The organism is Massilia sp., assembly GCF_032106685.1.
GTDB lineage: Bacteria > Pseudomonadota > Gammaproteobacteria > Burkholderiales > Burkholderiaceae_D > Telluria.
The window spans coordinates 1-17,468 of the sequence record NZ_DAMCPG010000033.1 but is presented as its reverse complement, the minus strand read 5'-3'; the positions used below and the strand labels follow the sequence as shown (position 1 = coordinate 17,468).

General features: G+C 67.2%; 13 protein-coding genes and 3 tRNA genes. 11 read left to right on the top strand and 5 right to left on the bottom strand.

Features of this window, described 5'->3' with window-relative positions:
- Positions 1–86 precede the first annotated feature (86 nt).
- Together RT688_RS17020 and RT688_RS17015 are read left to right on the top strand one after the other, a co-directional pair.
- Positions 87–1,676 carry a S41 family peptidase gene (locus RT688_RS17020; protein WP_313706037.1) on the top strand — a complete coding sequence of 530 codons (1,590 nt, stop codon included), beginning with the start codon at positions 87–89 and terminating at the stop codon, positions 1,674–1,676.
- Between the two features lie 127 nt (positions 1,677–1,803).
- Complete coding sequence (locus RT688_RS17015) at positions 1,804–3,564, top strand: M14 family metallopeptidase (RefSeq protein ID WP_313706036.1); 1,761 nt, start codon at positions 1,804–1,806, stop codon at positions 3,562–3,564.
- 149 nt (positions 3,565–3,713) lie between these two features.
- Here the strand turns inward: RT688_RS17015 and RT688_RS17010 are convergent, their stop codons facing one another.
- Positions 3,714–4,235, bottom strand: coding sequence for a phosphoglycerate mutase family protein (locus RT688_RS17010; protein ID WP_313706035.1), 522 nt, complete (start codon positions 4,233–4,235; stop codon positions 3,714–3,716).
- Between the two features lie 113 nt (positions 4,236–4,348).
- Here RT688_RS17010 and RT688_RS17005 point away from each other — a divergent pair, with 113 nt between their 5' ends.
- Entirely contained in the window at positions 4,349–4,603 is a 255-nt protein-coding gene (locus RT688_RS17005; protein WP_313706034.1) for a hypothetical protein, read from the top strand.
- A gap of 8 nt (positions 4,604–4,611) precedes the next feature.
- On the top strand, positions 4,612–5,850 hold the full coding sequence (locus RT688_RS17000; protein ID WP_313706033.1) for a YbfB/YjiJ family MFS transporter: 1,239 nt from the start codon (positions 4,612–4,614) through the stop codon (positions 5,848–5,850).
- On the opposite strand, the gene ttcA is transcribed toward RT688_RS17000, so the two are convergent.
- Genes ttcA through RT688_RS16985 form a run of 3 tightly spaced genes read right to left on the bottom strand, consistent with a single transcriptional unit; the run spans position 5,851 to position 7,968 of the window.
- Positions 5,851–6,774, bottom strand: coding sequence for a tRNA 2-thiocytidine(32) synthetase TtcA (gene ttcA, locus RT688_RS16995; RefSeq protein WP_313706032.1), 924 nt, complete (start codon positions 6,772–6,774; stop codon positions 5,851–5,853). It lies immediately after the preceding gene.
- On the bottom strand, positions 6,771–7,169 hold the full coding sequence (locus RT688_RS16990) for a dihydroneopterin aldolase (RefSeq protein WP_312550614.1): 399 nt from the start codon (positions 7,167–7,169) through the stop codon (positions 6,771–6,773). Before RT688_RS16990 ends, ttcA begins: the two co-directional genes overlap by 4 nt.
- 16 nt (positions 7,170–7,185) lie before the next feature.
- On the bottom strand, positions 7,186–7,968 hold the full coding sequence (locus RT688_RS16985) for an SDR family oxidoreductase (protein ID WP_313706031.1): 783 nt from the start codon (positions 7,966–7,968) through the stop codon (positions 7,186–7,188).
- A 58-nt stretch (positions 7,969–8,026) separates the two neighbouring features.
- Between RT688_RS16985 and RT688_RS16980 the strand changes: the two genes are divergently transcribed.
- From RT688_RS16980 to RT688_RS16965, 4 genes are all read left to right on the top strand, one after another.
- Positions 8,027–9,175, top strand: coding sequence for a class I SAM-dependent methyltransferase (locus RT688_RS16980; RefSeq protein ID WP_313706030.1), 1,149 nt, complete (start codon positions 8,027–8,029; stop codon positions 9,173–9,175).
- 132 nt (positions 9,176–9,307) lie between these two features.
- Complete coding sequence (locus RT688_RS16975) at positions 9,308–10,240, top strand: J domain-containing protein (RefSeq protein ID WP_313706029.1); 933 nt, start codon at positions 9,308–9,310, stop codon at positions 10,238–10,240.
- A 159-nt stretch (positions 10,241–10,399) separates the two neighbouring features.
- A complete protein-coding gene (locus RT688_RS16970; RefSeq protein WP_313706028.1) occupies positions 10,400–12,034 on the top strand; it encodes a tetratricopeptide repeat protein in 1,635 nt (544 codons plus the stop codon).
- 3 nt (positions 12,035–12,037) lie between these two features.
- Complete coding sequence (locus tag RT688_RS16965; RefSeq protein ID WP_313706027.1) at positions 12,038–13,603, top strand: HDOD domain-containing protein; 1,566 nt, start codon at positions 12,038–12,040, stop codon at positions 13,601–13,603.
- On the opposite strand, the gene RT688_RS16960 is transcribed toward RT688_RS16965, so the two are convergent.
- Entirely contained in the window at positions 13,566–16,820 is a 3,255-nt protein-coding gene (locus RT688_RS16960) for an EAL domain-containing protein (RefSeq protein ID WP_313706026.1), read from the bottom strand. The two genes, RT688_RS16965 and RT688_RS16960, sit on opposite strands and share 38 nt — an antisense overlap.
- 208 nt (positions 16,821–17,028) lie before the next feature.
- Here RT688_RS16960 and RT688_RS16955 point away from each other — a divergent pair.
- From RT688_RS16955 to RT688_RS16945, 3 genes are all read left to right on the top strand, one after another.
- Positions 17,029–17,113, top strand: a tRNA-Tyr gene (locus RT688_RS16955).
- 39 nt (positions 17,114–17,152) lie between these two features.
- Positions 17,153–17,226 (top strand) — tRNA-Gly (locus RT688_RS16950).
- 37 nt (positions 17,227–17,263) lie between these two features.
- Positions 17,264–17,338 (top strand) — tRNA-Thr (locus tag RT688_RS16945).
- The last annotated feature ends 130 nt before the right edge of the window (positions 17,339–17,468 follow it).

Below are 17,468 nucleotides of genomic sequence, written 5' to 3'. Positions count from 1 at the left end.
CGACGAGCTTGGCATACCCTTGCCTGACAATATTGTCCTTTATTTAACGAATGCCAATGAAGACGCCAACTACTTCCAAGGGTCAGATGACCACTTCGCTCCGCTTGATCTGCGCCGCCGTCGTGGCCGCATCCGCGCTTGCCGCCTGTGGTGGCGGTGGTGGCGGCGGCGGTGGCGGCAACGGCCCGATTGCGGGCAACCCGACGCCCGCGCCGACTCCGACTCCAACGCCGACGCCGACGCCGACCGATCCGAACAAGCTGCCGGATCCGGATCTCGCGACCCTCGGCGACCCCTTCGCTTACCAGAATCGCTGCGAAACGCCGCGCACCGGCATCGATCCCTATACCGGCAAGGCCTACCTGGACAAGCAGGGTACCCTGCGCGACGAGCTGACCTTCCTGCGCGCCTGGTCGCACCAGTTCTACCTCTGGTACAACGAGATCCCGACCGACTTCAAGATGGCGGACTTCACCGATCCGGTGGCCTATTTCGACAAGCTCAAGACGCCGGTGGAACTCGCGCCGGGCGTGCCGAAGGACCGTTTCCACTTCACCTACGACTCGGCCGAGTGGGACAAGCTGAGCACCGAAGGCATCGAGATGGGGTATGGCGTCACCTGGTCGAGCAGCGGCCCGACCGCGCCGCGCGACTGGCGTGCAACGACCGTCGAACCGGGCTCACCGGCCGCGCTGCAAGGCCTGCGCCGCGGCGACCGCCTGACCATGGTCGACGGCGTCGACTTCGTGAACGCCACCGACGAAGCCTCGGTCGCCAAGATCAATGCCGGCCTGTTCCCGGCCAAGGCGGGCGAGCAGCACAGCTTCACCGTCACCCGCACCGGCATCGAGCTTCCCGTGACCCTGACCGCGCAGGACGTGAAGGCAACCCCGGTCAAGAACACGCAGTACTTCGACATCGCCGGCGGCCGCCGCGTCGGTTACCTGACCTTCGACAACCATACCGCGGTTGCCGAGCGCCAGCTGATCGATGCCTTCAGCAAGCTGAAGACCGATAACGTGAACGACCTGGTGATCGACATGCGCTACAACGGCGGCGGCCTGCTGTACATGGCGGCCGAGCTGGCCTACATGGTGGCGGGCGACCGTTCGGCCGGCAAGGTATTCGAACGCCTCAAGTACAACGACAAGATCGTCACGGATGACCGCGATACGGTCTACTTCAAGCGCACCGCCGAAGGCTTCACGGCGCCGAACCGGGTCACGCCGGGTACGCCGCTGCCGACCCTGAACCTGCCGCGCGTGACGATCCTGACCACCGACGGCACCTGCTCGGCGAGCGAAGCGGTGATCAACGCGCTGCGCGGCGTCGATGTCCAGGTCGACATCGTCGGCAGCCAGACCTGCGGCAAGCCCTACGGCTTCACCCCGGTCCCGAACTGCGGCACGACCTATTTCTCGATCGAGTTTGCAGGCGTGAACGCGAAGGGAGTTGGCGACTACGCGCAGGGCTTCGCGCCGACCTGCCCGGTGGCCGACGACCTGTCCCGTGAACTGGGCGACCGCAACGAAGCCCTGCTGGCAACCGCGCTGAAGCACCGCGAAACTGGCATCTGCCCAAGCCAGCCTTCGGCAGTGGCGATGAAGCTGGCGCAGCCGAGGACCCTGGTGCGCAAGCACGTGTCGGAACTGAAGATCTACTCGCGTCCGCGCTGATCGCTGCCCGGTCGATAGAGAGCAGGAACGCCACCTTCGGGTGGCGTTTTTTTTGTTGGTCTGCCGCCGTGCAAACCCGACTATAATTTTCCGCTTTGCCTCTTTCCCAACTGCCGGAGCTTCATCGATGATTCGTTCTGCGTTACTGCTTGCGCTGCTTGCCGCCTTGCCGCTGTCCCATGCCGCCCCCGACTTGACCACCGTGTCCGAGCGCTCGGGCTTCCAGGCCACCGGCCGCTACGACGAAGTCGTCAAGCTGTGCGGCGAGTTCCAGAAGGCCTACCCGAAGGACGTCAAATGCATCGAGTTCGGCCGCACGCCGGAAGACCGTCCGATGCTGGCGCTGGTCGTCACCAGGACCGGCGCCTTCACGCCGCAGGCGGCGGCGAAGAAGGGCCTGCCGGTCACCCTGATCCAGGGCGGCATCCATGCCGGCGAGATCGACGGCAAGGACGCCGGCTTCCTGGCGCTGCGCGAAATGCTGGCCGGCCGCCTGGCGCAAGGCGCGCTGGACAAGCAGGTGCTGCTGTTCGTCCCGGTCTTCAACGTCGACGGCCACGAGCGCTTCCAGAAGTGGAACCGCCCAAACCAGCGCGGCCCGGTCGAGATGGGCTGGCGCACCACCGCCCAGAACTTCAACCTGAACCGCGACTACGTGAAGGCCGACGCGCCCGAGATGCAGGCCATGCTGGCGCTGGTGAACGCCTGGGACCCGCTGACCTACGTCGACCTGCACGTGACCGACGGCGCCAAGTTCCAGCATGACATCTCGATCCAGGTCGAGCCGGTGTATTCCGCCGACCCGGAATTCCGCAAGGCAGGCCTGGCGCTGCGCGACAACGTGATCGCCGACATCGCCAGGCAGGGCTCGAGCCCGCAGTCGTACTACATGTCGTTCGCCAAGACCGACGACCCGATGTCCGGCTTCGTCGACGGCGTGTCGGACCCGCGCTTCTCGACCGGCTACTTCCCGCTGCGTAACCGCATGGCGATGCTGGTCGAGACCCATTCGTGGAAGGATTACCCGACCCGCGTGCGCATCACCCACAACAGCTTCGTCTCGGTGCTCGAGCAGGTGGCGAAACACGGCAAGGCATGGCAGCAGGCCGCCGCGGCCGCCGACGCGCGCGCCGCGAAGCTTGCGGGCACACCGGTGGCGCTGACCTATAAAACCACCGAAAAATCGAAGATGGTCGACTTCAACGGCTACGAGTACACGCGTACTCCATCAAGTGTCTCGGGCATCCTGATGACGCGTTACGACGAGACCAAGCCGCAAGTCTGGCGCGTGCCGCTGCGCGACGAAGTCGTGGCCGACCTCGAGGTGGCGGCGCCGCGCGCCGGCTACATCGTCCCGGCCGCGCATGCGGCCATGGTGGCCGCCAAGCTGACCCAGCACGGTATCGCTTTCCGCAAGCTGGACAAGGCGATCGACCGTGTCGAAACCGAGACCTTCCGCGCCGACAAGGTGACGTTCGGCGCCAAGTCCCTCGAATCGCACCAGCGCCTGACGGTCGAAGGCAGCTGGAAGAGCGAGCCGCGCAGCGTCGGCCGCGGCGCCCTGTTCGTGCCGATCGCCCAGCCCAAGGCGCGCCTGGTGATGGCGATCCTGGAACCGCAGGCGCCGGACTCGCTGCTGGCCTGGGGCATGTTCAACAATGCCTTCGAAGCCAAGGAATACATGGAGGAGTACGTCGCCGAGGATGTGGCGCGCGAGCAGATGGCAGCCGACCCGGCGATCGCCGCCGAATTCCAGCGCCGCATCGACACCGACCCGGCCTTCGCGAAGAGCGCCCACGCCCGCCTGGAATTCTTCGCGCGTCGTCACGCATCCTGGGACGAGCGCCTGAACCTGTATCCGGTGCTGCGCACGAACGTGGCGCTGTAAGCGAAGTCACAGCACGTCAAAACGGCCGGGAATCCCGGCCGTTTTTCGTAGGGTGGGTTCTTGAACCCACGCGGTCCGCTGCCCGAACGGTCGACATCGTCCGTTTCGATCCATCATCCCTTGCAAACCGGTGGGTTCGAGAACCCACCCTACGGCGCCGCACCCGTTTCCGGCAGCGACGTGAACACTACCGTCGTCACGCTGCCATTCGTCCCGGGGATCAGCTGGTACACCCGATCGAACTCGTTATCGGTAATCTCCGCCCCGGCCTGCCCGCCGAACAGCCGCACCAGCTCGGGCAGCGTGTTCGAATGCCCGACCACCAGCACCGGCCCGGATAAATCCTTCACCTTCGCCACCAGCGCCTGCGGCGAGCGCGGATCGTAGAGTTCGACCTGCAGCCCGCTGCGTTCGGCCAGCGGCTGCGCGGTCTGCCGGGCGCGCACGGTCGGGGTGGCGAAGACGTGGCCGATGCCGGCCTTGCCCAGCATCGCCGCGATGTTGCGGGCGCGCTGGAGGCCATCGGCGGTCAGGGCGGGGTCCTTGCCTATCGTTTCCTTCTCGCCATGGCGTACAAGGTAGACCATGGCGGGATCGGCGAGGGCGGCGCAGGGCGTAAGCATAGCGAGGACGAGGGCAAAGGCGGCGGACAGGCGTGGCAGCAGGGGCATCGTGGTCTTTCGTCAGGGGAGCGGCGGATGGCCCGGCGGGCCTGGATGCAAAAGTATCACAATGCTAAGGCTTGACGTAAACTACAGCTCACCAGCCATCGCAAGGAAGCTCCGTGACCGCCCATTTATCCGCCAGCGCGCCGACGATCGTCCTCCCCACCGGGCACACCCGCGACCTGGCGCTGTTCGCCAGCGCGTTCGCCTGGGGAAGCACTGATTTAGTCTGGCGCGCAGGAATCGGACACGAGAAATGTGGCCGGCAAGGCGTAAACCGGAGCGATACCGGGGTATCGCGAGGATTTACAACGCAGCAGGACGCATTTCTCGTGGTCGAGACCGCCGCCATGAATAAATCAGTGCTTCCCTAGGGGCAGGGATGGACAATCATGCGAAAGCCGCGCCGGCCAGCCTGCCGGGCCTGCGCTCCCTGGCCGAGCGGCGCCCTTTTCTTACCGCATTCGCCCTCTCGCTCGGCGCCGCCATCTCGCTGGGGCTGACGCGCTTTTCCTATGCGCTGCTGCTGCCGCCGATGCGCGCCGACCTGGGCTGGTCCTATTTCCTGTCCGGCGCGATGAACACCGGGAACGCCCTGGGCTACTTTATTGGCGCCCTGGCGACGCCGGCCCTGATGCGCCGCTACGGCGCGCATGCCGCCCTGGTCGGCGGGGCGCTGCTGGCCGGCTTGTTCATGATGCTGTCCGGTTTCGTGACCGATGCCGATCTGCTGATCGGCCAGCGCGTCCTGGCCGGCATTGCCAGCGCCTTCATCTTCATTTCCGGCGGCTTGCTGGCGGCCCGCCTGGGCCTGCTGCATCCCGAGCGTTCCGGCCTGCTGCTCGGGATTTATTATGGCGGCACGGGCCTGGGGATCGCCGCCTCCGCCTTGCTGGTGCCGCTGGTCCTGGATGCGGCTGACGCCCACGCTGCGGCGCACGGCTGGCAATGGGCGTGGATCGCGCTCGGGGCGCTGTGCCTGCTGGCGACGCTGGCGATGGTGCTGCCGGCGCGCCAGGTCGATGGCGCCGCCTCCAACGCGAACGGGCAGGGCGGTTTCAAGACCCGTGCCTTCGCCTTCGGCTTGTTGGGCTACCTGATGTTCGGCGTCGGCTATATCGGCTACATGACCTTCGTGATCGCCCTGCTGCGCGAGCAGGGGATGGATGGCGCCACCGTCACGCTGTTCTACACGGCGCTGGGCCTGGCCGTGATGGCCTCGTCGCGGATCTGGGCGCGCATGCTGGACCGCTTCAGGGGCGGCCAGTCGTTGGCCATCCTGAACGCCTTGTTGGGCGTGGCGACGATCCTGCCGGCCCTGACGGCCGCGCCGCCGCTGATGTTCGTGTCGGGCCTGCTGTTCGGGGGGATTTTCCTGTCGGTGGTGGCCTCGACCACCGCCCTGGTGCGCCACAACCTGCCCCAGCACGCCTGGTCCGCCGGCATCAGCGCCTTCACGACGGTGTTTGCGCTGGGCCAGATCGTCGGGCCGTCGGTGATCGGCTGGATCGCCGATGGCCCCGGGGGCTTGCAGCGGGGCCTGGTGTTTTCGGCGCTGGCGCTGTTCATCGGGGCGCTGCTGGCTTCGCGCCAGCGCCCCCTTGAGCGCGCCTCTGCCTGATTACAGCTGGGTCAGCGAGATCGTGTTCGCTACGGGCGTGGAGCACGGCTCCTCGTCGAAGGCGATGTCGCCGTTCGGGTTCGGCACGCCGTCCGTTTTCAGGTCCTTGAAACCGAACAGGTCGCGGTCCATCAGGTGCGAGGGCACGACGGTCGTGAGCGAGGAGAAGATGTTCTCCACGCGGCCCGGGTGTTTCTTTTCCCAGTCGCGCAGCATGGCCTTGATCTGCTTGCGCTGCAGGTTTTCCTGCGAGCCGCACAAATCGCACGGGATGATCGGGAAGCCTTTGACTTCCGCGTAGCGCTCGGTGTCGGCTTCCTTCACGTAGGCCAGCGGGCGGATCACCATGTGCTTGCCGTCGTCCGACACGAGCTTCGCCGGCATGCCCTTGATCTTCGCGCCGAAGAACATGTTCAGGAAGAAGGTCTCGAGGATGTCGTCGCGGTGGTGGCCGAGGGCGATCTTGTTGCAGCCGAGTTCGTCGGCGACGCGGTACAGGATGCCGCGCCGCAGCCTGGAACAGAGCGAGCAGGTGGTCTTGCCTTCCGGGATCAGGCGCTTGACGATGCTGTAGGTGTCCTGGTTCTCGATGTGGTACTGAATACCCAGTTTATCCAGGTAGGCCGGCAGCACCTCGGCCGGGAAGTTCGGCTGCTTCTGGTCGAGATTGACCGCGACGATATCGAAATGGATCGGCGCGCGCTCGCGCAGCGTCATCAGGATGTCGAGCAGGGCATAACTGTCCTTGCCGCCGGACAGGCAGACCATCACCTTGTCGCCATCTTCGATCATGTTGAAATCGCCGATCGCCTGGCCCACCAGGCGGCACAAGCGCTTGTGCAGCTTGTTGTTCTCGTGCGCGATCTTTTCCAATTTTTTGGCATCCGTTGCTTCTGCGGAGACCTCGTTCATTACTGCACTCATGCTTGATCCTTGATCTGGAATACTTCCACGCCGACGCCTTCGCAGTCGGGGTACACGTCCGGCTTCATCGTCGACACGCAGGCGGCGCGCACGCGCGGATGCGCCAGCATGGCGCGCACGACGTCGTCGCACAGGGTTTCCTGCAGGTGCACGTGGCCTTGGGCCATGCGGCGCGCGATGGTCTCGCGCATGAAATCGTAGTCGACCACTTCGTCGAGCTGGTCGGCCTTCGGGGTCGATTCGGCCAGCGGGATGTAGAGGTCGACGTTGATCAGCACGCGCTGCTCGCCCTTCTTCTCGAAGTCGTGGACGCCGATGTTGATCATCACTTCGTAATTGCGCAGGAACAGCCGGCGGCAATCGCGCAAGCTCGGGTGGGACAGGGCGGACAGCATAACAAGCCTTAATAAGTTATTTGGTAAGGAACATCACGTCGCGCGCCAGCGGCACCAGGTGCTGGCCGCCGTCGACCACCAGCGTGGTGCCGGTGAGCGCGCGCGCCGAGGCCGCGTACACGACGGCATCGGCAATATCCTGCGGTGTCGAGGAGCGCCCCAGCGGGGTCACCGTGTGCGCCTGCTGGAAACCTTCCTCGCTCTGGTCGCCCGACACCATGGTGATGCCGGGCGCCACGCCGACGATGCGCAACTGCGGCGCCAGCGCCTGGGCCAGCATCGTGGTGGCGGTATCGAGCGCCGCTTTCGACAGCGTGTACGACAAAAAATCCGGGTTGAGATTGTACAGTTTCTGGTCCAGCAGGTTGATCACCACCGCCTGGCTGTTTTCCGGCGTGGCCGCGTGAAGGGCCTGGGCCAGCAGCAGGGGCGCGGCCAGGTTGGCGCTCATGTGGGCACTTAACAGCGTCGGGGAAAACGTGGTCGCGTTGTCGTATTCGAACAACGAAGCGTTGTTGACGATGCAAGTCACGCGGCCCAGGGCCTCGGCTGCGCGGCCGGGCAGGGCGCGCACCGCCGCTTCGTCGGCGAGGTCGCAGGCGAGCAAGGCGGCGCGCCGGCCCAGCGCGCGGATGGCCTCGGCGGTTTCTTCGGCCTCGCGTTCGGAATGGCGGTAATGGACCGCGACGTCCCAGCCGGCCTGCGCCAGGCCGAGCGCGATCGCGCGGCCGATGCGGCGTCCGGCGCCGGTGACGAGCGCGACGCGTGGCGCGTCATGCGGCGGTATGTCTTGCGTCATAACAGAATGTGGGTTGCCTGAAATTGTTGATCCCTGCCGATCTGGCTACAATGCCGGGATGTCCCTACCCCTTCCCGACAGCGACGCGCTGGCCGCGTCCCAAGCCTTGCAGCAATTGATTGCCGCCGAAATCGAACAACAGGGCGGCGCGATTGCGTTTTCGCGTTTCATGGAGCTGGCGCTGTATGCGCCGCGGCTCGGCTACTACAGCGGCGGCGCGGCCAAGCTGGGCAGCGACGGCGACTTCACCACCGCGCCCGAGATCACGCCCCTGTTCGGGCAAGCGCTGGCGCGCGCGGCAGCCGCTATTATCGCCCAAAGCGCGCCCAACATCATCGAATTCGGCGCCGGCACCGGCAAGCTGGCGCGCGACGTCCTGACTGCGCTGGCGGAGCAGGGCGTGCAGGTCGACAGCTACACCATCATCGAACTGTCGGGCGAATTGCGCGCGCGCCAGCAGGAAGCCTTGCAGGATTTTCCGCAGGTACGCTGGGTCGACGGTTTCCCGGACTCGTACAGCGGCGTGGTGCTCGCCAACGAGGTGCTCGACGCCATGCCGATCGAGCTGGTGCTGAAAACCGCGGCCGGCTGGCGGCGCCAGATGGTGACCGTCGAGGACGGCCGTTTTACCTACGTCCAGCAGGAGTTGGATGCGGCGCTGGCGCAACAGCTGGCGCGCCAGGTTCCCGCAGCCGACACGCTGCCCGAGGGCTACCTGACCGAGATCCACCCGGTCGCCTGCGGCTTCATGGCCTCGCTGGCGCGCATGTTCGAGAACGGAAAAGGCGCCGCCTTCCTGTTCGACTACGGCTTCCCGGCCCACGAATACTATGTCGACCAGCGCGTGGGCGGCACGTTGATGTGCCACTACCGCCACCATGCGCACCCCGAGCCCTTCTACTTGCCGGGCCTGCAGGACATCACCGCCCACGTCGACTTCACGGCGATGGCGCTGGCCGCCCAGGATGCCGGGCTGGACGTGCTGGGCTACATGAACCAGGCCAGCTTCCTGCTCGGCTGCGGCATCGGCGAACTGCTGTTGCGGACGGATCCGGAAGACGCGATGCGCTACCTGCCGCAGTCGAAGGCGGTGCAAAAGCTGGTGTCCCCGGCCGAGATGGGCGAGCTGTTCAAGGTGCTGGCGGTGGGGCGGGAAGTCGAGTTGCCGGAAGCAATCGTGCGCGCGGACCGCAGTCATCGATTATAAGATTGACATCTTGCGCTGTGGATACAAACCCGGCTATGCTGTACCGATTGCACCGCTCGGCGGGCTTGCGGGATCGGCTGCCATCCGCAACGAGACAGGCGCCAGAATGAGCGACTCCCGCTGACAACAACCATGGCCAAGATCCACACCCATTATGACAACCTGAAGGTGGCGCGCGGAGCGCCGCAGGAAGTCATTCGTGCGGCCTACAAGGCTCTGAGCCAGAAGTATCACCCCGACAAGAACCCGGGCGACGAAAAGGCCGCCCGCATCATGGCGATCGTCAACACCGCCTACAACGCCCTGTCCGATCCGGTGCGCCGCAAGGAGCACGACGAGTGGATCGCGGCCGAGGAGTGGGAAGTCGAGTGGCTGGAGAGCAGCGGCGAGGAGGGAGCGCGCCCCCGCGGCGAAGGCGGCTGGGAAGCGCCGCCGGCGCCGGCCCTGCCGCGTCCGAGCCTGCTGCGCGACCCGAAATGGTGGCTGGGCATCCTCGGCGGCGTGACGGTCGGGGCAGCGGCCGCGGTGCTCCTGATCCAGCCGCCGAAGATCCTGCCGGCCGCGCTGGCCTTCAACGGCAAGCCCGCCGCCGCGAAAACCGAGACGCCGACGCCGGTGCAGGATGCCGAGCCCGACGTCTGGGCCGGCCTGGACGGCGCCCGCATCCCGGCCAGCCAGGTCAAGGCGCTGGCCGTCACCCAGTTGGTGGTCCCGCCGCGCAAACCCGAGTGCGCCACCGACATGGCGACCCCGGCCGCGCCGAACGGCGAACCCTGGCCGGCCGATTCCGGCTACATCGCCGGCTATCCTGTCGGTAACCTGGGCAAGGAGATGTCCGTGGTGGTGGACAACGGCGCTAACGAGGCGCCGGTGTTCGTCAAGATCTACGACCTCGACCGCCGCTCGAACGTGCGCCACGCCTACGTCGAGGCGCATGCCACCCTGACGATCGACCAGCTGGCGGCGGGGCGCTACGAAGTGCGTTACCAGAACGTCGTCACCGAAGCGGCGCGCGCCGCCTGCGCAAATGCCGCCCCGCTGCGCCAGGCTGGCGCCAATTTTTAATTCGTCTGTCGCTTTTTGCCATCGGCCTGCCGTTTCCGCGCAAGCCAGGTATTCAATTTAAGTAATTTTTTTTCCTCGCCGTAATATACTGAACCGAGCAGCGGCCAACGTAGCCGCCGGCAGGCAGGCTGCCCTTGCGGCCCACGGAAAAAAATCGCCATGAACGAACTAGACGGTCTGACCGCATTGCTCATCGAGCCCCATGCCGGGATGCGGGCGAACATCCACGGCATGCTCACCTTGTGCGGCCTGACCCGCATCGACCACGCCAGCAGCGCCAACCAGGCCGTCAAGCAACTCGGCCTCAAGGCGTTCGACCTGGTGCTGTGCGAATACGACCTGGAGGGCGGGCAGGATGGCCAGCAGTTGCTGGAAGACCTGCGCCACCACAAGCTGGTCAACCTCTCGACCATGTTCTTCATGGTGACCGCCGAGGGCGACTACGGCAAGGTCGTCAGCGCCGCCGAACTGGCCCCGACCGACTACATCCTGAAGCCCTTCACCGCCGACCGCCTGCTGGAGCGCATCGCGCGTGCGCTGGAGCGGCGCAGCGTGCTGCTGCCGGTGTACCGGCTGATGGAGGCCGGCGCCCAGCACGAGGCGATCCAGGCCTGCATCGAGGGCGAGGCCGCGCATCCGCGCTACGCGGTCGACTTCCTGCGCCTGCGCGCCGAACTGCACCTGTTCCTCGGCGAAGCCGAACAGGCCGAGCCCATCTACCGGCGCCTGTCCGAAACCCGCGCCATCGCCTGGGCGCGCCTGGGCCTGGCCAAGACCCTTTATCTGCGCGAGCAGTACGACCAGGCCGAGACCCTGCTCACCGAGCTGGTGCAGGCCAACACCAACTTCGTCGATGCCTACGACTGGCTGGCGCGCACCCATGCCGCGATGGGCGAGCTGGACCGGTCGCAGGCGGTGCTGGCCAAGGCGGTGGCGGTGTCGCCGCACGCAGTGCGGCGCCTGCGCACCCTGGGCGAAGTCGCCTTCGAGGCCGGCGACAGCGATACCGCCGAAAAGGCGTTCAAGCAGGTGGTGGCGAAGGCCAAGTATTCGGAGTTCCGCGACCCCGAGGACCACGTGAAACTGGTGCGCACCCTGGTCAAAAGGGGCGATCCGGTGGCCGCCGCCGCCGTGATCCGCGAACTGGACCGCTCGATGGGCGGGCGCCAGCATGCCGACGCCTGCAGCGCGATCTCCTCGGCCCTGCTGCACGAATACACCGGCAACGGCGAGCGCCTGGCCGAGGCCCTGAACGCGGCGGTGGCGGCCAGCCGCGACATCCCGGCGATGTCGGCCGACCTCAAGCTCGAGCTGGCGCGCAGCTGCCTCGATCACGACATGGCCGAGGGCGCCGCCAGCATCGTGCGCGAGGTGATGCGCAACGCCAGCGACGCTTCGAGCATGGACCGCGCGATGAGCGTGATGGCCCAGGCCGGCCAGGCCGAACTGGGCGCGACGCTCGCCCAGGAAGCGCGCCAGCACGTGGTCGACCTGGTCGCCGGCGGCGCCGAGCGCGCCCGCAGCGGCGACTACCACGGCGCCGTCGCCCTGATGCAGGAAGCGGCGCAGCGCATGCCGGGCAATCCGCAGGTGGCCTTCAATGCCGCGCTGGCGCTGCTGCGCTGCCTGGAGCACACCGGCTGGGACGAGAAGCTGGGCCAGCAGGCCCTGGTCCACCTGGCGGCGGTGCGCCGGCTCGATCCGCGCAACCCCAAGCTGCCGGCGCTCACCGCGCTGCACCAGGCAGTCCTGAAAAAATACGACAAGGGCGCACGCGCCAGGAAAGCCGGATAAGCGATGGCAGCAGCGGGAAACATGGCGCCGGGTTCGCCGCAGCCGGACGAGCAGGCGACGCGCCGCGTGCGCGCGGCCCTGATGCAGAAGGTGAACGGCGACGAGGAGATGTTCGCCCTCGGCGCCGCGATCGCGCGCGTGGTCGAACTGGCCTCCTCGGACGACCAGGGCACGCACGACCTCGCCTACTTCGTGCTGTCCGACGTGGCCCTCACCCAGCGCATTCTGCGCCTGTCGAACACGGTGCAGTACCGCACCATGGCCGGCACCGTGGTCACCACCGTCTCGCGCGCCATCGCGCTGCTCGGCTTCGACAACGTCAAGACCACCGCCCTGGCGATGCTGCTGGTCGACACCCTGGACAACGGCGCCCACGCCGGCAGCGTGCGCGTCGAGCTGGAAGCGGCGCTGTGCGCCAGCCTGGTCGGGCGCGAAATGGCGCGCCTGTCGTTCTACCAGGGCGCCGAGGAGGCGGCGATCGGGGCGCTGTTCAAGAACCTGGGCGCGCTGCTGGTGGCCTCGCACGCGCACGAACGCTACCGCGAGATCCGGCAGCTGGTTGCCGGCGGCAGGCATACGCCGGCGCAGGCCTCCCAGCTGATCCTCGGCTGCAGCTACGACACCCTGTCGGCGGCGGTGCTGGCCGAATGGAAGATCCCCGACGTGATCGTGCGCGCCCAGGCCGCGCTGCCGCCGGGCGTCCTGAAGCCTGCCGCCAACCGCGGCGAGTGGATGCGCCAGGTGGCCTCGTTCAGCCTGGAAGTGGCGCGCCTGCTGGCACGCCAGCCCGAGCCGAGCGGCTCGCCCGAGGCGCGCGCGCTGCTGGAACGCTACGGCGCCGCCTTCGAGCTCGATGCGGCCCGGCTGGAGGCCCTGTTTGCGAACGTCGCGGGCGGCATGCAGGCCCTGATGGAAAGCATGAACCTGCAGCCGCTGGCGCCGCCCGAACTGGAGGAGGGCGGCGGCCTGCCCAACGTGCTGCTGCTGGCCACGCTCGACGCCGGCGACAGCGACGAGGGCACGCACCCGAGCGGCAAGCCGAAGAACGCGCGCGCACTGCTGCTGGCCGGCGTGCAGGACGTGACCCAGCTGCGCGCCGGCGGAGCGGCGCGCCTGAACGACGTGATCCTGGCGGTGCTCGAGACCCTGTACCGCGCGCTGGGCTTTCGCTTCGCCACCGTGTGCCTGAAGGACGCGCGCCAGAACGGGTACCGCGCCCGCGTCTCGTTCGGCGAGGAGCATGCGCGCGTGCAGGCCGGCTTCAGCTTTCCTGTCATGGACAATGGCCCGGGGCGCGACCTGTTCCTGCTGGCGCTGGACAACGATGCCGACCTGATGATTTCCGACGCCGCCAGCCCGAAGATCCGCGAGCTGCTGCCGGCCTGGCACCGCGCGCTGCTGCCGGATGCGAAGAGTTTCATCGTGCTGCCGCTGGTGGTCGGCAAGGCCCGGCTGGGCTTCTTCTACGCCGACCGCGCGCTCGCCGCGCCGGAAGGCGTGGCGCCCGACGAGACCGCGCTGATCCGCGCCCTCAAGCGCCAGGTACTGGCTGCGCTTGCCGCCGGATGAATTCGCGGAACTCGGCGGCCGGCATCGGCCGCGCGAACAGGAAGCCCTGGGCTTCGTCGCCGTGCTTGTCGCGCAGAAAACCCCACTGCGCCTGGGTTTCCACCCCCTCGGCCACCACCGTCAGGCCCAGCGAATGCGCCAGGCCGATGGTGGCCGCGACGATCACCGCGTCGTTCGGGTTGTGCTCGATGTCCTTCACGAAGCCGCGGTCGATCTTGATGCGGTCGATCGCGAACAACTTGAGGTAGGCCAGCGACGAGTAGCCGGTGCCGAAGTCGTCGATCGCCAGCTTGAAGCCGCGCGTGCGCAGCTGGCGCAGCAGCTGGCGCGTGTTCTCCGGGTCGCGCATCGCGGCCGATTCCGTGATCTCCAGTTCCAGCAGGGCCGGGTCGATGCCGTAGTGCGCCACCAGCTCGTCCAGGCGCTCGATCAGCGAGCCGCCCGAGAACTGGCGCGCCGACAGGTTCACCGCCAGCCGCAGGTGGTCCAGCCCCTCGCGCTGCCACTCGGCCAGCAGGGCCATGGTGCGCGCCAGCACCCAGTCGCCCAGCGGCACGATCATCCCGCTTTCCTCGGCCACCGGGATGAAGCGGCTCGGCTCGACCGCTCCCAGTTCGCTGTCGTGCCAGCGCAGCAGCACCTCGGCGCCGATCACGCGTCCGGTGTCGAGCGCGACCTGGGCCTGCAGGTGCAGCTCGAAACCCTCGGCGCTCAGGGCGCTCCACATGCGGTTTTCCAGCAGCAGGTGTTCGTGCGTGGCCGCGTTCATCGCCGGCGAGAAGAACTGGAAGTTGTTGCGGCCCTCGCGCTTGGCCGCGTACATCGCCATGTCGGCGTGGCGCAGCAGGGTGCCGGCGTCCTCGCCGTCGTCCGGGAACAGGGCCACGCCGACGCTGGCGCCGCTGTGCGCCGTGTGCCCGTTCAACTGGTAGGGCTGCGACAGCGACTCGACCAGGCGCACCGCGACGCCGCTCACGCTGTCGGGCGTGAGCGGGCCGGCCAGCACGATGATGAACTCGTCGCCGCCCAGGCGCGCCAGGGTGTCGACGTCGCGCAGCAGGTCCTTCATGCGCTCGGCCGCGCCGACCAGCAGCCTGTCGCCGGCCGCATGGCCGAGCGAATCGTTGATCTTCTTGAAGTGGTCGAGGTCGATGAACAGCACCGCCGCCGGCTCCTTGTGGCGGCGCGCGCTGGCCAGCTGCTGCTCGAGCCGGGCGTTCAGCGCGACCCGGTTCTCCAGGCCGGTGAGCACGTCGTGGTGGGCCAGGCGGTAGATGCGTTCCTGCGAGCGCTGCTGTTCCGTGAGGTCGCGCAGGATGCAGACGAACAGCTGGTCGCTCCCGATCCGCACCGGCGCCACCGAGATCGACAACGGGAACACCTCGTTACGCGCGTTGCGTCCCTCCAGCACGCAGTCGTCGGGGCCGGACTGCGACAGGCGCGTGAGCTGGGCACGGGCGTCGCCGTCGACGCCGGCCGGCACCAGCGAGCCGAACAGCAATCCGACCAGGTGCTGGGCCGGATAGTCGAACAGGCGCGCGGTGGCGGCATTCGCCGAGACCACCACGCCTTCCGCATCGACCGTGAGGATGGCGTCGGCCGCGTTGTCGAGGATGGCTTCGAGGCGCGCCTCGCGGTCGCGCAGGCGCGCGGTGCGGTCGCGCACCTGCACCTCGATGGCGGCGCGCTCGCCGCTGACCAGCAGCAGCAGGGCGCCCAGCAGGCCGGTGAGCAGCAGGCCGGCCGACAGCACGGTCCAGCTGGCCACGCCGCGCTCGGCGGCGATGAAGGCGGCGGTGGGGCGGAAGGCGACCAGGTAGCTGCGGCCGGCGAAGAACAGGCCGATGCGGTGCTCGTCGGGGTGGGGTGTGCCGAGCATGCCCACTACCGGCAGCGCGGCGCCGTCGGTGACATCGATCAGGGAGGCCTGGAAACCGTCGAAGCCGGCGCGTGCGATGGTCTGCTCGAGCAGGACGTCGGCATTGAGCACGAACACGACCACGCCGGCGGTCGGCAGCTGCGGATCGCCCACCGAGCGGAACAGGCTGATGCCCATGTCGCCGGTCGTCATCAGTGGGAAGGGCTCGGTGGCGATCGGCGTGCGCGCAGTGAGCGACTGGGCTGCCACCGCGGCGCGTCCCGGGGCGGTGAGGAAATCGATCCCCCGTAGCATGGCATTCGATGGCGGCCAGGTATAGAGGATCGGCAGGTAGCGCTCGCGCTCGCTGGCGGGAGACAGGCGCCGGCCGGCCGCGACATCCTGGATGCCGGGAAAGGAAGCGTCGAGCGTGCGCCGCACCCAGTCCTCGAAGCCGGCGCGCTCGCCGCCCGTGACCGGCACCGCCCAGTTCACGCCCTGGATCTCGGGGCGGCCGTCGACATAGCCGCTGGCGATGTGCAGGAACTTGTCGCGCGCCAGGATGTGCTCGGTGTCGGCGAGCGTGCGCGCGAAGGTGCCGACGAAGCGCACGTGTTCGTTGAATTCGGCCTGCAGCATGTCGGCGGTCTGCTGCGCCTTCAGGCGAAAGGGCTGCAGGTGCTGCTCGTGTTCCCAGCCGACGGTGAGCCGGTAGACGGTCAGCACCGCCGCGCTGGCCAGCACCAGGGGCAGTCCGACGATCGTGGCGCGCTGGCGCCACAGGCGGCGCGGCTCGCCGCAGGCGATCCAGCACAAGGGCGCGGCCAGCAGGACGCCAATGGTGTCGCCGGCCCACCAGCCCAGCCAGCTGCGTAGCGGCTCGGGATCGTCCACCGCACCCAGCGCGTGCAGCGCCGGTACGCCAATGCTGGGGCTGATGAGGCAGATCAGCGGCGTGAGCACGAGAAAGGCAATGACGTCCTGGCCGGAATCGATGGCCGGCCGCAGCCAGCGCCGGAACTGGCGCGAGCCGAGCCAGGCCTGCAGCACCGCTCCGAGCGTGGTCGCCGCGGTGGTCAGCACGGCCATCGCGGGCGCCAGCCCGGTGTTGCTCAGGTACCAGGGCAGGTTGACGACCGCGACCCCGATCGCAACGCCGGGCAGCACCCGTGCGCCGCCGATCGTGGCCAGGGCCAGCGCCACGCCGGCCGGCGGGAACAGCGGCAGCACGTAGTTCTCGCCCAACGCCAGGGCGTTCGCCGCCAGCCGCGTGGCCAGGTGGACCGCGACGATCGCCAGGTTGGCCAGCAGCAGCTGCCGCCAACCCCAGCGGGGATACCCAGGCTTCTTGATGTCCATCTGCCCCGTCTTTACATACCCATGAGGCATACAGTATCGCAGCGCGTCGGGCCGCAGCGCACAGCATGTAAAAAGAACCCTTGCAGGTTTGCATAAGCTACGGTTACAATCACGCCCCGAAGCAACGCTGCTATTGAGCCAGGTTGGTAGTGATGGCAAAAATAGTTGACAGCATGTTGAGCTTGCTTCATACTCTGCGGTTCTTCGCGGTGGGGTGGCCGAGTGGTTAAAGGCAGCAGACTGTAAATCTGCCCTCTCTGAGTACGCTGGTTCGAATCCAGCCCCCACCACCAAAAAGAAGAAGTCGTGAAGTCGAATTGAAGTTGTACCTCGCGGGTGTAGCTCAATGGTAGAGCTGAAGCCTTCCAAGCTTACGACGAGGGTTCGATTCCCTTCACCCGCTCCAGTTATTGCGATGCAAGCTGTGTATCGCAAACAAATCAGCCCTTGTAGCTCAGTGGTAGAGCACTCCCTTGGTAAGGGAGAGGCCACGTGTTCAATCCACGTCAAGGGCACCAGAATTTAGCGCGGCAGTCCGTTGTACTCGTCCGTCAGGTGTGCCTGGTAATTCTCAAAATATCGTTAGGAGTCTCAAATGGCAAAAGGTAAATTCGAACGGACCAAGCCGCACGTCAACGTCGGCACCAT

What these genes read in the sequence shown, in the direction of transcription:
- RT688_RS16970 (WP_313706028.1), top strand. Translation starts at nt 10,400, where the DNA reads ATGAACGAACTAGACGGTCTGACCGCATTGCTCATCGAGCCCCATGCC.
- RT688_RS16990 (WP_312550614.1), bottom strand. Translation starts at nt 7,169, where the DNA reads ATGCTGTCCGCCCTGTCCCACCCGAGCTTGCGCGATTGCCGCCGGCTG.
- RT688_RS17010 (WP_313706035.1), bottom strand. Translation starts at nt 4,235, where the DNA reads ATGCCCCTGCTGCCACGCCTGTCCGCCGCCTTTGCCCTCGTCCTCGCT.
- ttcA (WP_313706032.1), bottom strand. Translation starts at nt 6,774, where the DNA reads ATGAGTGCAGTAATGAACGAGGTCTCCGCAGAAGCAACGGATGCCAAA.
- RT688_RS16985 (WP_313706031.1), bottom strand. Translation starts at nt 7,968, where the DNA reads ATGACGCAAGACATACCGCCGCATGACGCGCCACGCGTCGCGCTCGTC.
- RT688_RS16980 (WP_313706030.1), top strand. Translation starts at nt 8,027, where the DNA reads ATGTCCCTACCCCTTCCCGACAGCGACGCGCTGGCCGCGTCCCAAGCC.
- RT688_RS16975 (WP_313706029.1), top strand. Translation starts at nt 9,308, where the DNA reads ATGGCCAAGATCCACACCCATTATGACAACCTGAAGGTGGCGCGCGGA.
- RT688_RS17000 (WP_313706033.1), top strand. Translation starts at nt 4,612, where the DNA reads ATGGACAATCATGCGAAAGCCGCGCCGGCCAGCCTGCCGGGCCTGCGC.
- RT688_RS16960 (WP_313706026.1), bottom strand. Translation starts at nt 16,820, where the DNA reads ATGGACATCAAGAAGCCTGGGTATCCCCGCTGGGGTTGGCGGCAGCTG.
- RT688_RS17015 (WP_313706036.1), top strand. Translation starts at nt 1,804, where the DNA reads ATGATTCGTTCTGCGTTACTGCTTGCGCTGCTTGCCGCCTTGCCGCTG.
- RT688_RS16965 (WP_313706027.1), top strand. Translation starts at nt 12,038, where the DNA reads ATGGCAGCAGCGGGAAACATGGCGCCGGGTTCGCCGCAGCCGGACGAG.
- RT688_RS17020 (WP_313706037.1), top strand. Translation starts at nt 87, where the DNA reads ATGACCACTTCGCTCCGCTTGATCTGCGCCGCCGTCGTGGCCGCATCC.